Source organism: Methylobacterium sp. E-016 (assembly GCF_022829745.1).
GTDB lineage: Bacteria > Pseudomonadota > Alphaproteobacteria > Rhizobiales > Beijerinckiaceae > Methylobacterium.
The window spans coordinates 72,166-86,881 of sequence record NZ_JAKSYF010000062.1 but is presented as its reverse complement, the minus strand read 5'-3'; the positions used below and the strand labels follow the sequence as shown (position 1 = coordinate 86,881).

The 14,716-nt window shown below is 73.5% G+C and carries 10 protein-coding genes; 4 read left to right on the top strand and 6 right to left on the bottom strand.

Annotated features, from left to right (window positions below):
* Positions 1 to 49 precede the first annotated feature (49 nt).
* From MKK68_RS05915 to MKK68_RS05895, 5 genes are all read right to left on the bottom strand, one after another.
* Positions 50 to 1,252 (bottom strand): acyltransferase family protein, encoded by a 1,203-nt coding sequence (locus MKK68_RS05915; protein ID WP_244029264.1) that lies wholly within the window; start codon positions 1,250 to 1,252, stop codon positions 50 to 52.
* Positions 1,249 to 2,442 carry a glycosyltransferase family 4 protein gene (locus tag MKK68_RS05910; RefSeq protein ID WP_147858731.1) on the bottom strand — a complete coding sequence of 398 codons (1,194 nt, stop codon included), beginning with the start codon at positions 2,440 to 2,442 and terminating at the stop codon, positions 1,249 to 1,251. The genes MKK68_RS05915 and MKK68_RS05910 overlap by 4 nt, the downstream gene beginning before the upstream one ends.
* Positions 2,442 to 4,652 carry a GumC family protein gene (locus MKK68_RS05905; RefSeq protein WP_244029262.1) on the bottom strand — a complete coding sequence of 737 codons (2,211 nt, stop codon included), beginning with the start codon at positions 4,650 to 4,652 and terminating at the stop codon, positions 2,442 to 2,444. The genes MKK68_RS05910 and MKK68_RS05905 overlap by 1 nt, the downstream gene beginning before the upstream one ends.
* Before the next feature lie 107 nt (positions 4,653 to 4,759).
* Positions 4,760 to 5,929 (bottom strand): glycosyltransferase, encoded by a 1,170-nt coding sequence (locus MKK68_RS05900; protein WP_244029260.1) that lies wholly within the window; start codon positions 5,927 to 5,929, stop codon positions 4,760 to 4,762.
* A gap of 245 nt (positions 5,930 to 6,174) precedes the next feature.
* On the bottom strand, positions 6,175 to 7,299 hold the full coding sequence (locus MKK68_RS05895) for a glycosyltransferase family 4 protein (protein ID WP_244029258.1): 1,125 nt from the start codon (positions 7,297 to 7,299) through the stop codon (positions 6,175 to 6,177).
* 53 nt (positions 7,300 to 7,352) lie between these two features.
* On the opposite strand from MKK68_RS05895, the gene MKK68_RS05890 reads away from it, so the two are divergent.
* From MKK68_RS05890 to MKK68_RS05875, 4 genes are read left to right on the top strand one after another with little or no spacing between them, the layout of a single operon-like run.
* A complete protein-coding gene (locus tag MKK68_RS05890; RefSeq protein WP_244029256.1) occupies positions 7,353 to 8,666 on the top strand; it encodes a glycosyltransferase family 4 protein in 1,314 nt (437 codons plus the stop codon).
* Positions 8,647 to 9,939 carry a glycosyltransferase family 4 protein gene (locus MKK68_RS05885; RefSeq protein ID WP_187274727.1) on the top strand — a complete coding sequence of 431 codons (1,293 nt, stop codon included), beginning with the start codon at positions 8,647 to 8,649 and terminating at the stop codon, positions 9,937 to 9,939. Before MKK68_RS05890 ends, MKK68_RS05885 begins: the two co-directional genes overlap by 20 nt.
* Positions 9,940 to 9,991: 52 nt before the next feature.
* Entirely contained in the window at positions 9,992 to 11,485 is a 1,494-nt protein-coding gene (locus MKK68_RS05880; RefSeq protein WP_246686581.1) for a lipopolysaccharide biosynthesis protein, read from the top strand.
* 14 nt (positions 11,486 to 11,499) lie between these two features.
* Positions 11,500 to 12,789 (top strand): hypothetical protein, encoded by a 1,290-nt coding sequence (locus MKK68_RS05875; RefSeq protein ID WP_244029254.1) that lies wholly within the window; start codon positions 11,500 to 11,502, stop codon positions 12,787 to 12,789.
* A 317-nt stretch (positions 12,790 to 13,106) separates the two neighbouring features.
* Here the strand turns inward: MKK68_RS05875 and garD are convergent, their stop codons facing one another.
* On the bottom strand, positions 13,107 to 14,690 hold the full coding sequence (garD, locus tag MKK68_RS05865) for a galactarate dehydratase (RefSeq protein WP_147729191.1): 1,584 nt from the start codon (positions 14,688 to 14,690) through the stop codon (positions 13,107 to 13,109).
* Between the last annotated feature and the right edge of the window lie 26 nt (positions 14,691 to 14,716).

The window sequence follows — 14,716 nt, the reverse complement described above, 5'->3', positions numbered from 1 at the left end:
GCGCGACGGTGTGACCCCGCGGAATGCGTGCCTCGAGCGCGATGGGCCGTCATGCCCCGGCCCCCGCCCGCACGCCCGCCGCGCCGGCGTCGCGCGGCCGGCCCTGCAGCCAGCGCAGCACCGGCCGCTCGACGCTGCGATGGAAGGCCTCGGTCGCGGCGATCGACACGGCGACGAGGAGCAGCGTCAGCGGCCAGAGCAGGCCGGCGCTCAGCGGCAGCCGCGGCAGGACCGCCTTGGCGGCAAGGAAGACGAAGGGGTGCAGCAGGTAGAGCGCGTAGGACGCGTCGCCGATCCGCGCGATCCGCCGGGCGATCGCCTGGTCGAACCGGAGCCCGCCGAGGACGAGGCCGGCGACGATCAGCACCGCGCCGCCGCCCCAGATCAGGGTGCGGGCCCAGCCGTAATTCCCGGGCGCAGACGAGGCGTCGAACCCGGACAGGTCGATCGACGCCCAGACGCCGACCCCGAGGCCGCAGAGCAGGACGCCGCCGGCGACGCCGAGCCGGACGCCGCGGCGGAACAGCAGCGCGAGGCCGATGCCGGCGGCGAATTCGAGCACGATCGGCCGCAGCCAGAACCGGAGCGGGTCGAAGGCCGGCGGCCGCAGCCAGGCCAGGAGCACGCCGACGGCGAGGATCGAAACGGCCGCCAGCGCCGCCCGCTCGCGCAGGGCCGCGGCGGGCGCGGAGGCCTTCATCGCCCGCGCCGCGAGCATCATCGCCCCGGCGAAGACGAGGTAGAACGCCATCTCGTAGTTCAGCGTCCAGCCGAGATCGAGGATCGGGAACGGGTAGTCCGGCCCGAAGCCGCGGGTGTCGAACGGGATGAACAGGTACGAGGTCGCCACGTCCGCCAGGCTCGGCGCGGCGGCCTGGCCGGCGGCGGCCGCGGCCAGCAGGACGACGAGGCGCAGCGTGAGCGCGAACCAGTACAGCGGCACGATCCGCAGCAGGCGGCGCTTGAGGAAGCGCGCGGCGCCCCCGGGCGCGCCGAACAGCGGCTCGGACGCGTAGACGATGATGAAGCCGGAGATGACGAAGAACAGGTCGACGCCGGCCCCGAGCGGCAGGGCGGCGAAGCGCGGCATGGCGAGGCCGCGCGCCTCCGCCTGGAGCGCGAGCAGGAGCTCGGCATGGAGCAGGACGACCATCACCGCCGCCACCGCCCGCAGGATCTGCACGCCGTCGAGGCGGTGAAGGCGCCCCGGCGCCGGCCGATCGAGGGCGCCCGTCGTCGTCGCGGCGGTCATGCCGGCCGGTCCAGCGAAGCGCCCGCGATCGCGGCGGCCCGTCGCTTACCGGCCGCCACGCGGCGGACGATCTCGGCCAGGCTCGCCTGCATCCGCGCGGCGCCGTAGCGCGCGCGGGCCGTCGCCTGCGCCCGGGCGACCTGGGCCGAGAGCCCCGGCGGCGCGGACAGGACGCGGGCGATGGCGTCGGCGAGCGCCCCCGCGTCGCCGGGCGGCACCAGGGTCCCCGCCGCGCCCCGGTCGAGGATCTCGGCCGCCGCGCCCGTATCGGTGGCGATCACCGGCGTCCCGACCAGCATCGCCTCGACCAGGGTGCGCCCGAACGGCTCGGGTGCGATCGAGGGATGGATCACCGCGTCCACCGCGCGCATCAGGCGCGTCACGTCCCCGCGCTGGCCGAGGAAGTGGACGCGGTCGGCGAGCCCGCGCTCGGCCGCGCGCGCATGCAGACCGTTCGCGTAGGCGTCCTCGCCGAACAGGGCGGTGCCGGCGACGATGCACGCCGTGCCGGGCGAGCGGGCCAGGGCCTCCAGCACCACGTGCTGCCCCTTCCACGGGGCGAGCCGGCTGAAGACGCCGACCAGCGGGCCGTGCGGCAACCCGAGGCTCGTGCGCAGGGCGGCCGGGTCGCCGGGCTCGCCGTCGAGGTCGAGGCCGTTGGGCACAATCTCTATGAGATCCCGGCGCCCGCCCGCCGCGACGAAGGCGTCGGCGGCGGCCTGCGACGGAACCACGACCCGGGCGGCGAACGCGTTGGCGAGGCGGACCTGAAGCCCACGCTGCGCCGCCCCGAAATGCGCGGGATCGAGGATGTCGTGCAGGTGCCAGATCAGCGGGCGGCGCACGAGAGCCGCGGCGAGGGCCGAGAGGACGAAGGCCTTCTGCGAGTTGGCGTAGACCACGTCGTGGGCCTTCGCGGTCCGCGCCAGCGCCAGGATCGTCGCGGCGAGCCGTCCGGCCAGCGGAATCGCGCGCCAGGGCGAGCCGTCGCGGCGCAGGGACGACAGCCCGGATCCGTGCCGCGCACGGACGACCGCCAGCCCCCGCTCCCGCAGCGCGGTCGCGAGCGGCCCGTCCTCGAACAGGAAGGCGGTGGCGCCGCGCCAGGGTCCGACGGCATCGCACAGCACCATCTCGGCGCCCGACATCGTGCTGGTGTGGTTGACGAACACGACCCGCGGACGGTCCATCACGCGGCTCCGAGATAGCGGCGCGCCGGCTCGTGCCCGGTGTCGTAGAACGGGTGGTCGTCGGCCCGCACCATGGTGATCGCGAGCCCGAACACGTCGCCGCCGGCCTCGCGCAGGCCGTTGACGGTGGCGCTGATCGCCGACACCTGCGAGCGGCCCCAGCGGGTGCAGCACAGCACGCCGTCGACCTGCCGCGCCAGGATCTGGGCGTCCATCAGCATCGCCGCGGGCGGGCTGTCGATCAGCACAAGGTCGTACTTGCGGGCCCAGAGCAGCAGCTCGGTCATGCGCTTGCCCATCAGCAGCTCGGTCGATTCCGTGGTCGCCGCGCCGGCGGGGATGGCGTCGAGGTTGGGCGTCGCCGTCGCGATCACCGCCTCCCGCGGCAGGGCCTCGCCGCGCAGCACGCCGGCGAGGCCGGGGCCGGCGGGCAGGTCCAGAGCCGTCTCGAAGACCGGGCGGCGCAGATCGCATTCGAGGACGAGCACGCGGCGCCCGCTCGCCGCGTTGAGCTGGGCGAGCGCGAGGGTGGTGAAGGACTTGCCCTCGCCGGGCGCGGCCGAGGTGAGCAGGATCGCGCGGCTCGTGCCGTCGACGCCGGCCAGCATCAGCCGGGCGCCGAGGTTGCGCAGGACCTGCTGCATCAGCGGATCGCTGCGCGCGTCGCGCAGCGCCGCGGCGAGCGGCAGCTCGCCGGCGGCGGCCCCCATCCGTCCGAGCAGCGCCGGTCCGCCGGCGGCGCGCAGGTGCGGCAGCTGGGCGAAGACGGGGGCGTGGGCCACCGCGGCGAGCTGCGTCGAGGTCCGAACGCTGCGGTCGGCGCGTTCGCGCAGCAGCGCGGCGGCCGCGGCCAGCGCGGCGGCCAGGACGAAGCCGGCGCCGAGGAACAGCAGCGGCTTCGGGGTGACCGGCGCGGCCGGCACGTCGGCGAGGCTGACGAGCCGGGTGCTGCCGACGAGGATGCGGCGCTCGGTCTCGAGCTCGTTGGCGCGCTTGTACAGGTCGGTGTACTGGCCGCGCTTGATCTCGGCGTTGCGCACCATGCCGGCGACGACCGATTCGTCGTCCATCGCGGACGCCGCCTCGGCCTTCGCGGTCTCCATCTGCTGGCGCAGCGACTTGGCGAGCGCGCTCGACGCGTCGAAGGTCTTCTTCAGGCCGGCGCTGATGCTCGCGACCTCCCGGTCGACGCGCAGCTTCAGGCCGGCGAGCTCCGTGCGCATCGCCTGCAGCGTCGGATGGTTCGGCCCCAGCACCGTGCCGGTGTTGGCGATCTGCGCGGCCACCACGTTCATCTGCTGCTTGAGGTCGCCGATCGTCCGGCTCGCCAGCACCGCCGGGGCGTTGATCGAGCCCCGGGCCTGGTCGGCGTTGATCTCGGAGAGGCGCGCCGCGGCGTCGGCCTTGGCGGTCTCGGCCGCCGAGAGCTGCTGGGTGATGGTGCTGAGCCGCTCGGAGGTGATCGGCGCGTTGGCGCCCGACATCAGGCCCTTGCGCCGGCGGAAGGCCTGGATCTTGGCCTCGTCGTCGCGCAGGGACGCGTCGAGCTGGCGGATCTCCTTCCACAGCCACTCGGTCGCCGCCTCGCGGCTGTTGGCGAGCACGCCGCGCTGGTCGTCGAGGAAGGCGGTGATCAGCGCGTTGGTCAGCGCCTGGGAGGTCTCCGCGTTCGGCGAGCGGTAGGCGATGTTGATGACGCGCGAGCGGCCGGCGCCGGTGACGACGTAGCGGCGCTGCAGGTAGTCGACCACCAGGTCGGTGTTGCCGCGCAGCTTGTCGCAGCCGTCCTCCTTGGGCGGCAGCAGGCTCGCGAGGAGCCCGCCGCGCGCGATTTGCCGGCACTCGGCCACAACCTTCTCGACGACGTCGCCCGAGTCGACGAGGCGCATGATCCGCGGCGCGCGGATCACCAGCATCTGGCTCTCGATGTCGGCCGGGTCGCCGAGCTTCTGGATCCAGGCGACCGACGCGTTGGCGTTGTTGCTGCCGGGCTCCGGCTCGGCCACGATCACCGAGCCGACCGCCAGGTACTGCACCGGCGCGACCATCAGCAGCCCGATCGCCACCGACATGACGCCGATGAAGACCGCCGCGAACAGGCGCCGCCGCCGCCAGATCGTCGCGAACGGGCCGGCTTGGTCGGTGGCCGGGCCCGAACGCGGCGCGGCCGGCACGGCGGTGCGGGCGGGGTTGAGGTAGGACGTCGTCATCGTCGACCACCGGGTCTGGCGCCGGTTCGCGAACGGGGTCGCGCGACCGTGCGGAAGGGATTGTGAGGTTCGGGCCGCCGCGCGCGGGCCGAGCGTGGCGGATTCGGTCAGGCCAGGGCCTTGAGGCGGTGGCCCGAGCGCTCCTGGCCGGCGCCGAGGTCGCGGTGGAGGGCCATCTGCTCGTCGACGAAGCCGGCGAACCGGGTGCGGAACACCTCCGGGGCGAACAGCGCCGCCTTGGCGCGGCAGGCGGCGCGCGAGAACATGCCCTCCTGCTCCGTGAAGTCGCGGACGCAGGCCGCGATCGCGGCGGGGTCCGGCTCGGCGAAGAACATGCCCGAGCGGTTGGGCGGGAGCGTCGCCACGGTCTCGCGCGCGCCGCCGCGGCCGAGCGCCAGCACGGGGGTGCCCTCGGCCTGCGCCTCCACCGGGATGATCCCGAAATCCTCCTCCGCCGCGAACACGAAGGCGCGCGCCGTCCCCATCAGCCGGCGGAGCTCGGAATCCCCGACGAAGCCGGCGAACGTCACGTTCGGCCCGGCCGCCTCGCGCAGGCGCGCCTCCTCGGAGCCGGTCCCGGCGACGACGAGCCGGAGGTCCGGCAACAGGGCGAAGGCCTCGATCACCGCGCGCACGTTCTTGTACGGCACGAGGCGGCTCGCCACGAGGAAGTGGTCGCCGCGCGGCAGATCCGCCCGGATCGCCGATTGCGTGACCGGCGGATGGATCACCTCGGCGGCGCGGCCGTAGACCTTGCGGATGCGCCGGGCGACGAAGGCGGAGTTGGCGACCACCGCGTCCGGCCCGCTGGCGGTGCGGGTGTCCCACAGGCGCATCCGGTGCAGGATCATGCGGGCGACCATGCTCTTGACGCCGTGCTCGTACCCGCTCTCGCGCAGGTAGCTGTGCTGCATGTCCCAGGCGTAGCGCATCGGCGAATGGATGTAGGACACGTGGACCTGGCTCGGCCCGGTCAGGATGCCCTTGGCGACGGCGTAGCTGCTCGAGATCACGAGGTCGTAGGCCGAGAGGTCGAACTGCTCGACGGCGATCGGCATCAGCGGCAGGTAGGCGCGGTGCCGGGTGCGCACCAGCGGCATCCGCTGCAGGAAGCTCGTCCGCGTGGCGCCGACGCCGATCTTGGCGCGGTCGGCCGGGCTCAGGAAGTCGAACAGCGTGAAGACGTCCGCCTCGGGATAGATCGCCAGGATCTCGTGCAGGACGCGCTCGGCACCGCCGACGACGTAGAGCCAATCATGGACGATCGCGACGCGCATCTTCGAGACCTCGAAGGAAGGGGCACCGAGGCGAAGCCCGGTGTGAATGCAACTTGCAGGTGTAATCACCTGAATGGTCGCGGCCAATGCTGGTGATAGGCGGAGATGCTTGCACTTTTAGAAATATCGACGGCTCAAAGGCCTGCCGACAGCGCAAAGACTGCTGAATTCGCCCGCTTGGTAAATCTTAACTATGCTGAAGCGGCTCGGCGCGCGGTTCCGGCCCGCCGCCGGCCGCGCCGGCCTCAGAGCGGGCGCGGCGCCGGGTCGGCGCCTGCGAGCACGGCGTCGAGGAGGTCGGCGTAGCCGCGGGCGGTGGCGTCCCAGGTGTAGCGGGCCTGGTTGCTCCGGCCCTTCGCGACCAGGCTCTCGCGCAGGGCCGGCTCTTCGATCAGCCGGCGCAGGCAGGCGGCCAGGGCGCCGGCATCGGTGGGATCGAAGGTCAGGGCGCCCTCCCCTGCGACCTCCGGCGTCGCGGAGCGGTCCGAGCACACCACCGGGCAGCCGAGCGCCTGCGCCTCCAGCACCGGCAGGCAGAAGCCTTCCGCGAAGGACGGGACGCAGAGGCACAGCGCGCCGCGGTAGAGCGCGGCGAGCCTCTGGTCGTCGATGCGCGACAGGCGGACCACGCGGGAAGCCGCCCCGAGCCGCCGGAGCGTCCCGGCGACGGCGTCGGCGGGGTCCTCGCCGACATGGACGACGGCGAGATCGGGATGGGCGTGCGCGATCGAGGCCACCGCTTCGGCGAGCAAGCCGAAGTTCTTGTTGTGCGTGGCGTTCCCGACGGCGAGCACGTAGGGGCCGGCGACCTCCGCGGGCGCCCCGACGGCGAGGGCCGCAGGGTCGAGCACGGAAGCCGAGGGGATCACGCGGACGCGCCCGCGGACGGCAGGGTAATGCTGCTCCAGGTCGCGCCGCGTCGCGTCCGAGACAGCGACGGCGGCGTGGTTGCGCGCCAGCATCAGCCGGAAGATCCAGTCGGTGGTGAGCGCCTCGCGCGGGCCGGTGCTCTGAGGGATCGTGCGGAAGTACAGGTCGTGGACCACGACGATGCGCGCTCGCCCGCCGGCGCCCGCGCCGTAGGGGTCGATGTTCAGCACCACGTCGATGGCGTGCCGCCGGCAGCAGGCCGGAACGGTGACGAGCTGGGCCAGCACGTCGAGGACCACGATGCGCGGGCGGCGCACCGTCACGACCGCGACGGCGTCGCGCCACGCCGCGGGAAGCTCGGCCCGGGTCCAGGGCGAGCGCAGCACCACGGCGACGTCGGGCCGCCGGACGAGCTCGCCGATCAGCGCGAAGGCGACGCGGGCGACGCCGGACGGCTTGCCGCCGAACTGGCTCGGCATGTTGAGCAGGATGCGCTTCATCGACTGGCAATAACCCCGGACTAGGGTCGATCTAGCACCGTCAGATTGATCAGATGCGTATTCTCCACCTCTCATCGCTGTATCAGCCCGAACAGGTCGGGGGGGCGGAGCTGATGGTAGAGACCCTCGTGCGGATGCAGGCGGGTCTCGGGGCGCAGGTCGGCGTCGCCTGCCTGTCGCGCCGGGCGGAGCCGCCCGACCGGTCGGGCGCGGCGACGATCTACCGCCTCGGCCACGGCACGCCGTTCCACGTCCTCGACTGGGCCGAGCACGGGCGGCTCGACCGCCTGCGCTACAAGCTCGCCGCGCAGTGGGACGGGCGCACGCTCGCCGCGATGGAGGCCGCGGTGCGGGATTTTTCGCCCGACGTGGTGAACACGCACTCGATGTCGGAGCTGACGCCGCGGATCTGGCCGATGCTGCGCCTGCTCGGGGTGCCGGTCGTCCACACGCTGCACGACTTCACGAGCCTGTGCAGCAACGGCGCGATGGTGCGGCACGGCCGCGCCTGCGAGCGGCAGCACGCCAAGTGCCGCGCCTACGCGCTCCTGCACCGGCTCTGCCAGCGGCCGGTCGACGCCGTGGTCGGCGTCGGCAGCGACATCCTCGCCCGCCACCTCGCGGCCGGGTTCTTCCGCGACGTGCCGGCCGCGTTGCGGCAGGTGATCTGGAACCCGATCGAGGCGGGGCCGCCGCCGGCGCCGCGCGCCCTCCCCTCGGGCGGGGTCACGTTCGGCTACATCGGCCGGATCGAGCCGTCGAAGGGCGTCGACACCCTGATCGAGGCCTGCCGCCGCCTGCCCGGCACCGGCTGGCGGCTGCGCGTCGCCGGGCGCGCCGTCGACGGGCTCGACCGCTACGAAGGCCTCGCCGCCGGGCTGCCCGTCGCCTTCGACGGGTTCGTCGCGGCCGACGCCTTCCTCGACGGCATCGACTGCCTCGTCGTCCCGCCGGTCTGGCCCGAGGCCTTCGGGCGCACGGTGGCCGAGGCCTACGCCCGCGGCGTCCCGGTGATCGGCACCGCCGTCGGCGGCATCGCCGAGCAGGTCGGCACCGACGATCCCGCCTGGCTCGTGCCGCCCGGCGACGCGGCGGCGCTGGCCGCCGCGATGGCGCGGATCGTCGCCGACCCCGCCCGCCTCGCGACCGGCCTCGGCAACGCCGCCGCGGTCGCCGAAGGAACTCGGCCGCAGGCGGTCGCCGCCCGCTACCTCGACCTCTACCGCAGCCTCCTCGCCCGTGAGCCCGCCGTCGCCCACGGATCGGCGTCCCAAGGATCGACGTCCCAAGGGTCAACGTCCCAGGGGTCAACGCCTCGAGAATCAACGCCTCAAGGATCAAGGCGCCATGCGCATCCTGCACCTTAGCTCGCTCTATCCGCCCCACATCGTCGGCGGCGCCGAGCGGTCCGTCGAGCATCTGGCCGAGGAGCTCGCCGGCCTCGGGCACACGGTCGCCGCCGCCTGCATCGAGCGGCAGGCCGAGCCCAAGACCGTGCGCAACGGCGTCACGGTCTACCGCATGGCGCATCACAACGACTTCTGGCTCGAGGACTGGGCGCAGCACGGCCGCTTCGCGCGCAACGCCGCCAAGCTCAAGCAGCAGTGGAACTTCGCGATCGCCGCCGATTTCGGCCGGGTGCTCGACGACTTCCGGCCGGACGTCGTCAACACCCACTCGCTGCTCGACATCTCGACGCTGGTCTGGCGCGAGGCGGCCCGGCGCGACATCCCGATCGTGCACACGGTCTGCGAGTACGACCTGATCTGCGGCAACGCGGCGATGTTCAAGCACGGCGCGCCGTGCACGCACTGGCACCTCGGCTGCAAGGTCGTGAACGCCTCCAAGCAGCTGACCAACCGCTGGGTCGACGCGGTGGCGAGCGTCGGCACCCGGATCCTGCAGACCCATGTCGACCATGGCCTGTTCCGCCACCTCGCTCCCGAGCGGCGACGGGTGATCTACTATTCCTGCACGGTGCCGGACGGCGATCCCGAGGCGCGCCGCCGGGTCGACCGGAGCGCCAAGCCGATGACCTTCGGCTATCTCGGGCGGATCAACGTCGAGAAGGGCGTCGGCACGCTGATCGACGCGCTGGCCGAGATCGGCTCACGCGCGCACGCCACCGAAGGGAATCCCGCCTCCGGCGGCTGGCGCTGCCTGATCGCGGGCCAGGCGATGGACGACTCGATCGAGCGGTTCAAGGCGAAGGCCGAAGGGCTGCCGATCGAGTTCGTCGGCTGGGTCGACCCGAAGGACTTCCTCACCGAGGTCGACGTCCTCGTCGTGCCCTCGTTCTGGGCCGAGCCCTCGCCGCGCACGGTCTACGAGGCCTACGCCATGGGCGTGCCGGTGATCGGCGCCGATTCCGGCGGCATCCCCGAGCTGATCGGCGAGGACAACGCCGACTGGCTGTTTCGCGCCGGCGACGCGCCCGACCTCGCGGACCGCATCCGCACGGTGCTGGCCCGCGGCCGCGCCAGCCTGCCGGACGAGCGCGCGTTCCAGCACGTCCTGCGCGAATCGACCTCCGAGCGCGTCGCCGAGAAGTATCTCGACCTCTACGCCGAGCTTCTCGCCGAGCGCCGCGGCATCGCGCCGGAACCGTCGCCAGCGCACGGCATCCATCATGGCGCCTAGCCCGCCCGGCCCGTCCGCCGCGGCGCCGGACGCGGCTGCGACCCGGGACGATATGGCCGGCCGCTCCGTCCGGGCGGCCGGGTGGGTCGCCGTCAGCGCAATCGGCAACGTCGTCCTGAGCTTCGTGGTGTTCCTGGTGCTGGCGCGCCTGCTCGACCCGAGCGAGTTCGGCCTCGTCGCCGTGGCGGTCGTGTTCATCGACATCCTGCTCATCGTCACGCGGGGCGGCCTGCCCGACCTCGTCGTGCAGACCGACCGGCTCGACGACGGCTTCGTCGACACCGCCTTCTGGGTGGCTTTGGCCTCCGGCTGCCTCTACGGGCTGGCGCTGGTCGCGCTGTCCTGGCCGATCGCGTGGATGCTGCGGATCCCCGAGCTGCAGCCGGTGCTGGCGGCGCTCGCCGCCACCTTCGTGATCGCGGCCGCGGGCGTGATCCACGAGGCGCGGCTGCAGCGCCTCTTCGGCTTCCGCAGCCTCGCGATCCGGGCCCTCGTCGCCAACCTGATCGGCGGGTCGGTGGCGATCGCGCTCGCGCTGAACGGGTTCGGGGTCTGGAGCCTGGTGATCCAGCGGCTGCTCGCCACCGGCATGACGACGCTGCTGACCTGGGCGGCGTTTCCGTGGCTTCCCGGATGGCGCTTCGTGCGCGCCCATGCCCGCCGCCAGCTCGCCTTCGGCTCCCGGGTGTTCTCGACCCAGCTCCTCCTGACGCTCAGCATCCGCAGCCAGGAGGTGGTCGCCGCCTACTTCCTCTCCACCGCCGATATCGGCCTGCTGCGCATGGCCTGGCGCTGCATCGACCTGATCAGCCAGGTCGCGGTGATCCCGCTCGCGGCGGTCGCGCTGCCGACCTACGCCCGGCTGCAGGACCGGCCGCGCGACCTGGCCGCGGCCTTCGACGGCTTCGTCGCGATGTCGGCGGTGCTGGCGCTGCCGGCCTTCGTCGGCATGGCCGTGGTGGCGCCGCACCTCGTGCCGCTGCTCTTCGGCGAGCAGTGGCGCGACGCGGTGCCGGTGCTGCGCATCCTGGCGCTGCTCGGCCCGGAATTCGTCGCGACCTCGATGCTGTGGATGATCTTCACCGCCTCCGACCGGACCGGCACCGCGCTGGTCCTGTCGGCCGCGCAGTTCACGATCACGATCCTGGCCTCGTTGGTGACGGCGCCGTTCGGCCTGTCGGCCCTCGTCGTCGGGCACGTGCTGCGCGCCTACCTGTTCTCGCCCGTGGTGGTGCGGGCCGCCGGCCGGTTCGTGCCGGTCGGCACCGTGGCGGTCGCCGCCTCGCTGGCGCCGATCCTCGCCTGCTCGCTCGCGATGGGCGCCACCGTGTTCCTGGCGCAGGATCGCCTCTACGCGCGGCTCGGCGACCACGCCGGCCTCGCGGCGGCGATCGGCCTCGGCATCCTGATCTACGGGATCCTGGCGCTGCTGTTCCTGCGCGCGCCGCTGCGCCGGAGCGTCGCGCTGATCCTGAACCGCAAGGCCGCCCTGGTCGCCGCCGCCGCGCCGCGCGCCGAGGCGGTGCCCGCGGCCGCGACGCCTTAGACGAGGTGCGATCGATGAGGCCCCATGGACCGACCCGCCGCCTCGTGCTGGCGGCGGGCGCGTCGGCGCTGGCGGCACGCCCGGCCCTGGCCGGCCCGCTGCCGTCGTATCCCAGCGAGGACTTCGCGCAGTCCGTCGGCATCAACACCCATTTCGGGCACGACGGGACCCCGTACGTCGACCGGTTCGCGCGCTGCGCGGCGGCGCTCGACGCCCTCGGGATCCGGCACCTGCGCGACGACATCGTCCTGCCGGCGGGCGAGCCGCCATCGGGGCCGCCGCCGCAGTTCCGGCGGATCGCCGAGCTGGCGCGGGCCGGCTACCGGTTCAGCCTCGTCTTCTACGACGGGCTCGACGTCGGGCCGCTGGTGCCGCCCCGGCGCCTGCCCGACATCGCCGCCTGGAGCGCGGGCGGGCTCGCGATCGCCGAGGGCAGCAACGAGCCCAACATCGCCGCCGGCGCCGGCCGCCCGCAGGCCTCGGCCGAGCACCAGCGCGCGCTCTACCGGGCGGCACGCAACGCCGGCGGCGCGGTGAAGGTCGCCGGGCCGAGCTACGTCCAGGCCAACGTCGCGGCGGCGGAGTCCCTGGCCAACGCCGTCGACTACGGCAACATCCACCCCTACCCCGGCATGGAGCACCCGGAGAACGCCGGTAACGGCGACCTGCGCCGCTTCGTCGCCGCCGCTCAGCCCATCTTCGGCCGCGCGCCGCTGCTCGCCACCGAGAACGGCTACCACACCGCGCTCGCCACCCGGAGCTTCCACTTCCCGGTCTCGGAGGCCGTGCGGGCGCGCTACACGCCCCGCCTGCTGCTGTGGAGCTTCCTCCAGGGCATCCGCCGCACCTACCTCTACGAGCTGGCCGCCTCGGTCGACCGGGGCGAGGGCGACCCGGAAGGCCGGTTCGGCCTCCTGCGCTTCGACGGCTCAGCCACGCCGACCTTTTCCGCGGTCGCCAACCTGATGCGCCTGTTCCGGGCCGGCCCGGCCGTGGCCGGCCCCGCCCTCGACGTGGCCCTCGACGCGGCCCCGCGCGACCTCCAGGCGATCCGCTTCCTGCGCGGCGACGGCGCCGTCCTCGTGCCGCTCTGGCTCGGGATCGACGGCTGGGACCGGGTGCAACGCCGGGCACGGCCCGACGCGCCGGCGCAGGGCGTGACCCTCACCCTCTCGGGCGTCCCGAAGGCGGCGCGGCTGCACCGCTTCGCCGACGACGGCTCGGTCGGCGTGGAAACGCTCGGCCCGGCCCGGACGCTGACCCTCGGCGTGACGGACCGGCTCGCGATCCTCGAGCTGGTGTAGGGCGGCCCTACCGCCCAGCGAAAGCCCGTGGCGATCCGCTCCACCGTCGCCGAGAAGATCCGGTACCGGGCGAACGACGGGTCGAGGATCTCGATCGCCGGGTCGGGCAGGCGCTCGGACGGCTCGAAGGCGGCCTGCGCAGGCCCGGCCCACGCCGTCGTGGCGGCGGCGCCCGCCAGCGCCAGCAGGGTCCGGCGATCGAGTGCGCCCATCGTGTCCTCCCGGCCGGTGTCGTCCCGGCCTGTCCGTCGCTCGGTCCCCGGCGGGCACGGCGCATGGCGTGCGGCGTGTCCGCTCCTTCCGTGGCGTCGGAACCCTCAGGTGATCGGCGCCGGGTTGAACAGCGTCAGGTCGTTGAACAGGCCCCAGCGGTCGGACCACGGCGTCTTGCGCCCGCTCGCCACGTCGAGGATGAGCTGGAACAGCTCGCGGCCGACCTCCTCGATCGTCGCGTGGCCGGTGGCGATGCGGCCGGCGTCGAGGTCGATCAGGTCGGACCAGCGCTGGCTGAGCTCGGTGCGGGTCGCGACCTTGATCACGGGGCATTGCGCGAGGCCGTAGGGCGTGCCGCGGCCCGTCGAGAACACCTGGAGGGTGATCCCGGAGGCGAGCTGCAGCGTGCCGCAGACGAAGTCGCTCGCCGGCGTCGCCGCGAAGATCAGGCCCTTCTCGCGGACCCGCTCGCCCGGGGCGAGCACGCCGGAGATCGCCGAGGTGCCGGATTTGGCGACCGACCCGAGCGCCTTCTCGACGATGTTGTTCAGCCCGCCCTTCTTGTTGCCGGGGGACGGGTTGGCGCGCCGGTCGGCCTCGCCCTTGGCGAGGTAGTCGTCGTACCACGCCATCTCGCGCACCAAAGCCTCGGCCACCGCTGGCGTCTTGGCGCGCGGCGTCAGCAGGTGGATCGCGTCGCGGACCTCGGTGACCTCCGAGAACAGGACCGTGCCGCCGGCGGCGACGATCAGGTCGGCGCAGTACCCGAGCGCCGGGTTGGCGGTGACGCCGGAGAACGCGTCGCTGCCGCCGCATTGCAGGCCGACCACGAGGTCGGAGGCCGGGCAGGTCTCGCGCCGGCGCCGGTTCAGGATCGCGAGCCGGGCCTCGGCCATCGCCATGATGCTGTCGAGCATCATGGAAAAGCCCTGGTGGCGCTCGTCCTGCATCCGCACGACGCCGCCGTCCTGCGCGTCGTCGCCGTCCGGCAGCAGGCGCTCGGAGACGAGCTTCTCGCAGCCGAGGCCCACCACCATCACCTCGCCGCCGAAATTCGGGTTGCGGGCGAGGCTCTGGAGGGTGCGGATCGGGATCACCGCCTGCGGCGCGTTGATCGCGACGCCGCAGCCGTAGGCGTGGGTCAGCCCGACCACGTCGTCGACGTTGGGGAAGCGCGGCAGCAGCTCCGCCTTGATCCGCCGGATCGCCACGTCGAGGGTGCCGGCGACGCATTGCACGCTGATCGAGATGGCGAGGATGTTCTTGGTGCCGACCGAGCCGTCCGGGTTGCGGAACCCCTCGAAGGTGCAGCCGGTCAGCGGCGGCAGGGGCGCCGGCACGCGGGTCGCCATCTCCAGCGCGTCGAGGGCGGGGGCGGTCGGGGTGGCCACGCGCGATTCCTCGACCCAGGCGCCGCACGGGATATCCTGCGTCGCGATGCCGACGACCTCGCCGTAGCGCCGGACCTCGCCGCCCTCGGGGATCGCGGCGAGCGCCACCTTGTGGCCCTGCGGCACGAACTCGACGAGGGTCAGCCCGTCCGAGAACACCGTGCCGGCCGGCAGCCCGAAGGCGTTGACGACGATGGCGACGTTGTCGCTCGCGTGCAGGCGGATGGTGCGGGGGGCGTCGCCCAGGGCGGGCCCGGCCGGCGGCACCGGCGGGGCTTCGATCACGGCGTCTGGCATCGCATGCTCCCTGGCGGTCGGCGGTC

Coding starts and splice junctions, on each gene's coding strand:
- MKK68_RS05905 (WP_244029262.1), bottom strand. CDS start 4,652: ATGACGACGTCCTACCTCAACCCCGCCCGCACCGCCGTGCCGGCCGCG.
- MKK68_RS05900 (WP_244029260.1), bottom strand. CDS start 5,929: ATGCGCGTCGCGATCGTCCATGATTGGCTCTACGTCGTCGGCGGTGCC.
- MKK68_RS05885 (WP_187274727.1), top strand. CDS start 8,647: ATGCGCATCCTGCACCTTAGCTCGCTCTATCCGCCCCACATCGTCGGC.
- MKK68_RS05915 (WP_244029264.1), bottom strand. CDS start 1,252: ATGACCGCCGCGACGACGACGGGCGCCCTCGATCGGCCGGCGCCGGGG.
- MKK68_RS05895 (WP_244029258.1), bottom strand. CDS start 7,299: ATGAAGCGCATCCTGCTCAACATGCCGAGCCAGTTCGGCGGCAAGCCG.
- MKK68_RS05910 (WP_147858731.1), bottom strand. CDS start 2,442: ATGGACCGTCCGCGGGTCGTGTTCGTCAACCACACCAGCACGATGTCG.
- MKK68_RS05880 (WP_246686581.1), top strand. CDS start 9,992: ATGGCCGGCCGCTCCGTCCGGGCGGCCGGGTGGGTCGCCGTCAGCGCA.
- MKK68_RS05875 (WP_244029254.1), top strand. CDS start 11,500: ATGAGGCCCCATGGACCGACCCGCCGCCTCGTGCTGGCGGCGGGCGCG.
- garD (WP_147729191.1), bottom strand. CDS start 14,690: ATGCCAGACGCCGTGATCGAAGCCCCGCCGGTGCCGCCGGCCGGGCCC.
- MKK68_RS05890 (WP_244029256.1), top strand. CDS start 7,353: ATGCGTATTCTCCACCTCTCATCGCTGTATCAGCCCGAACAGGTCGGG.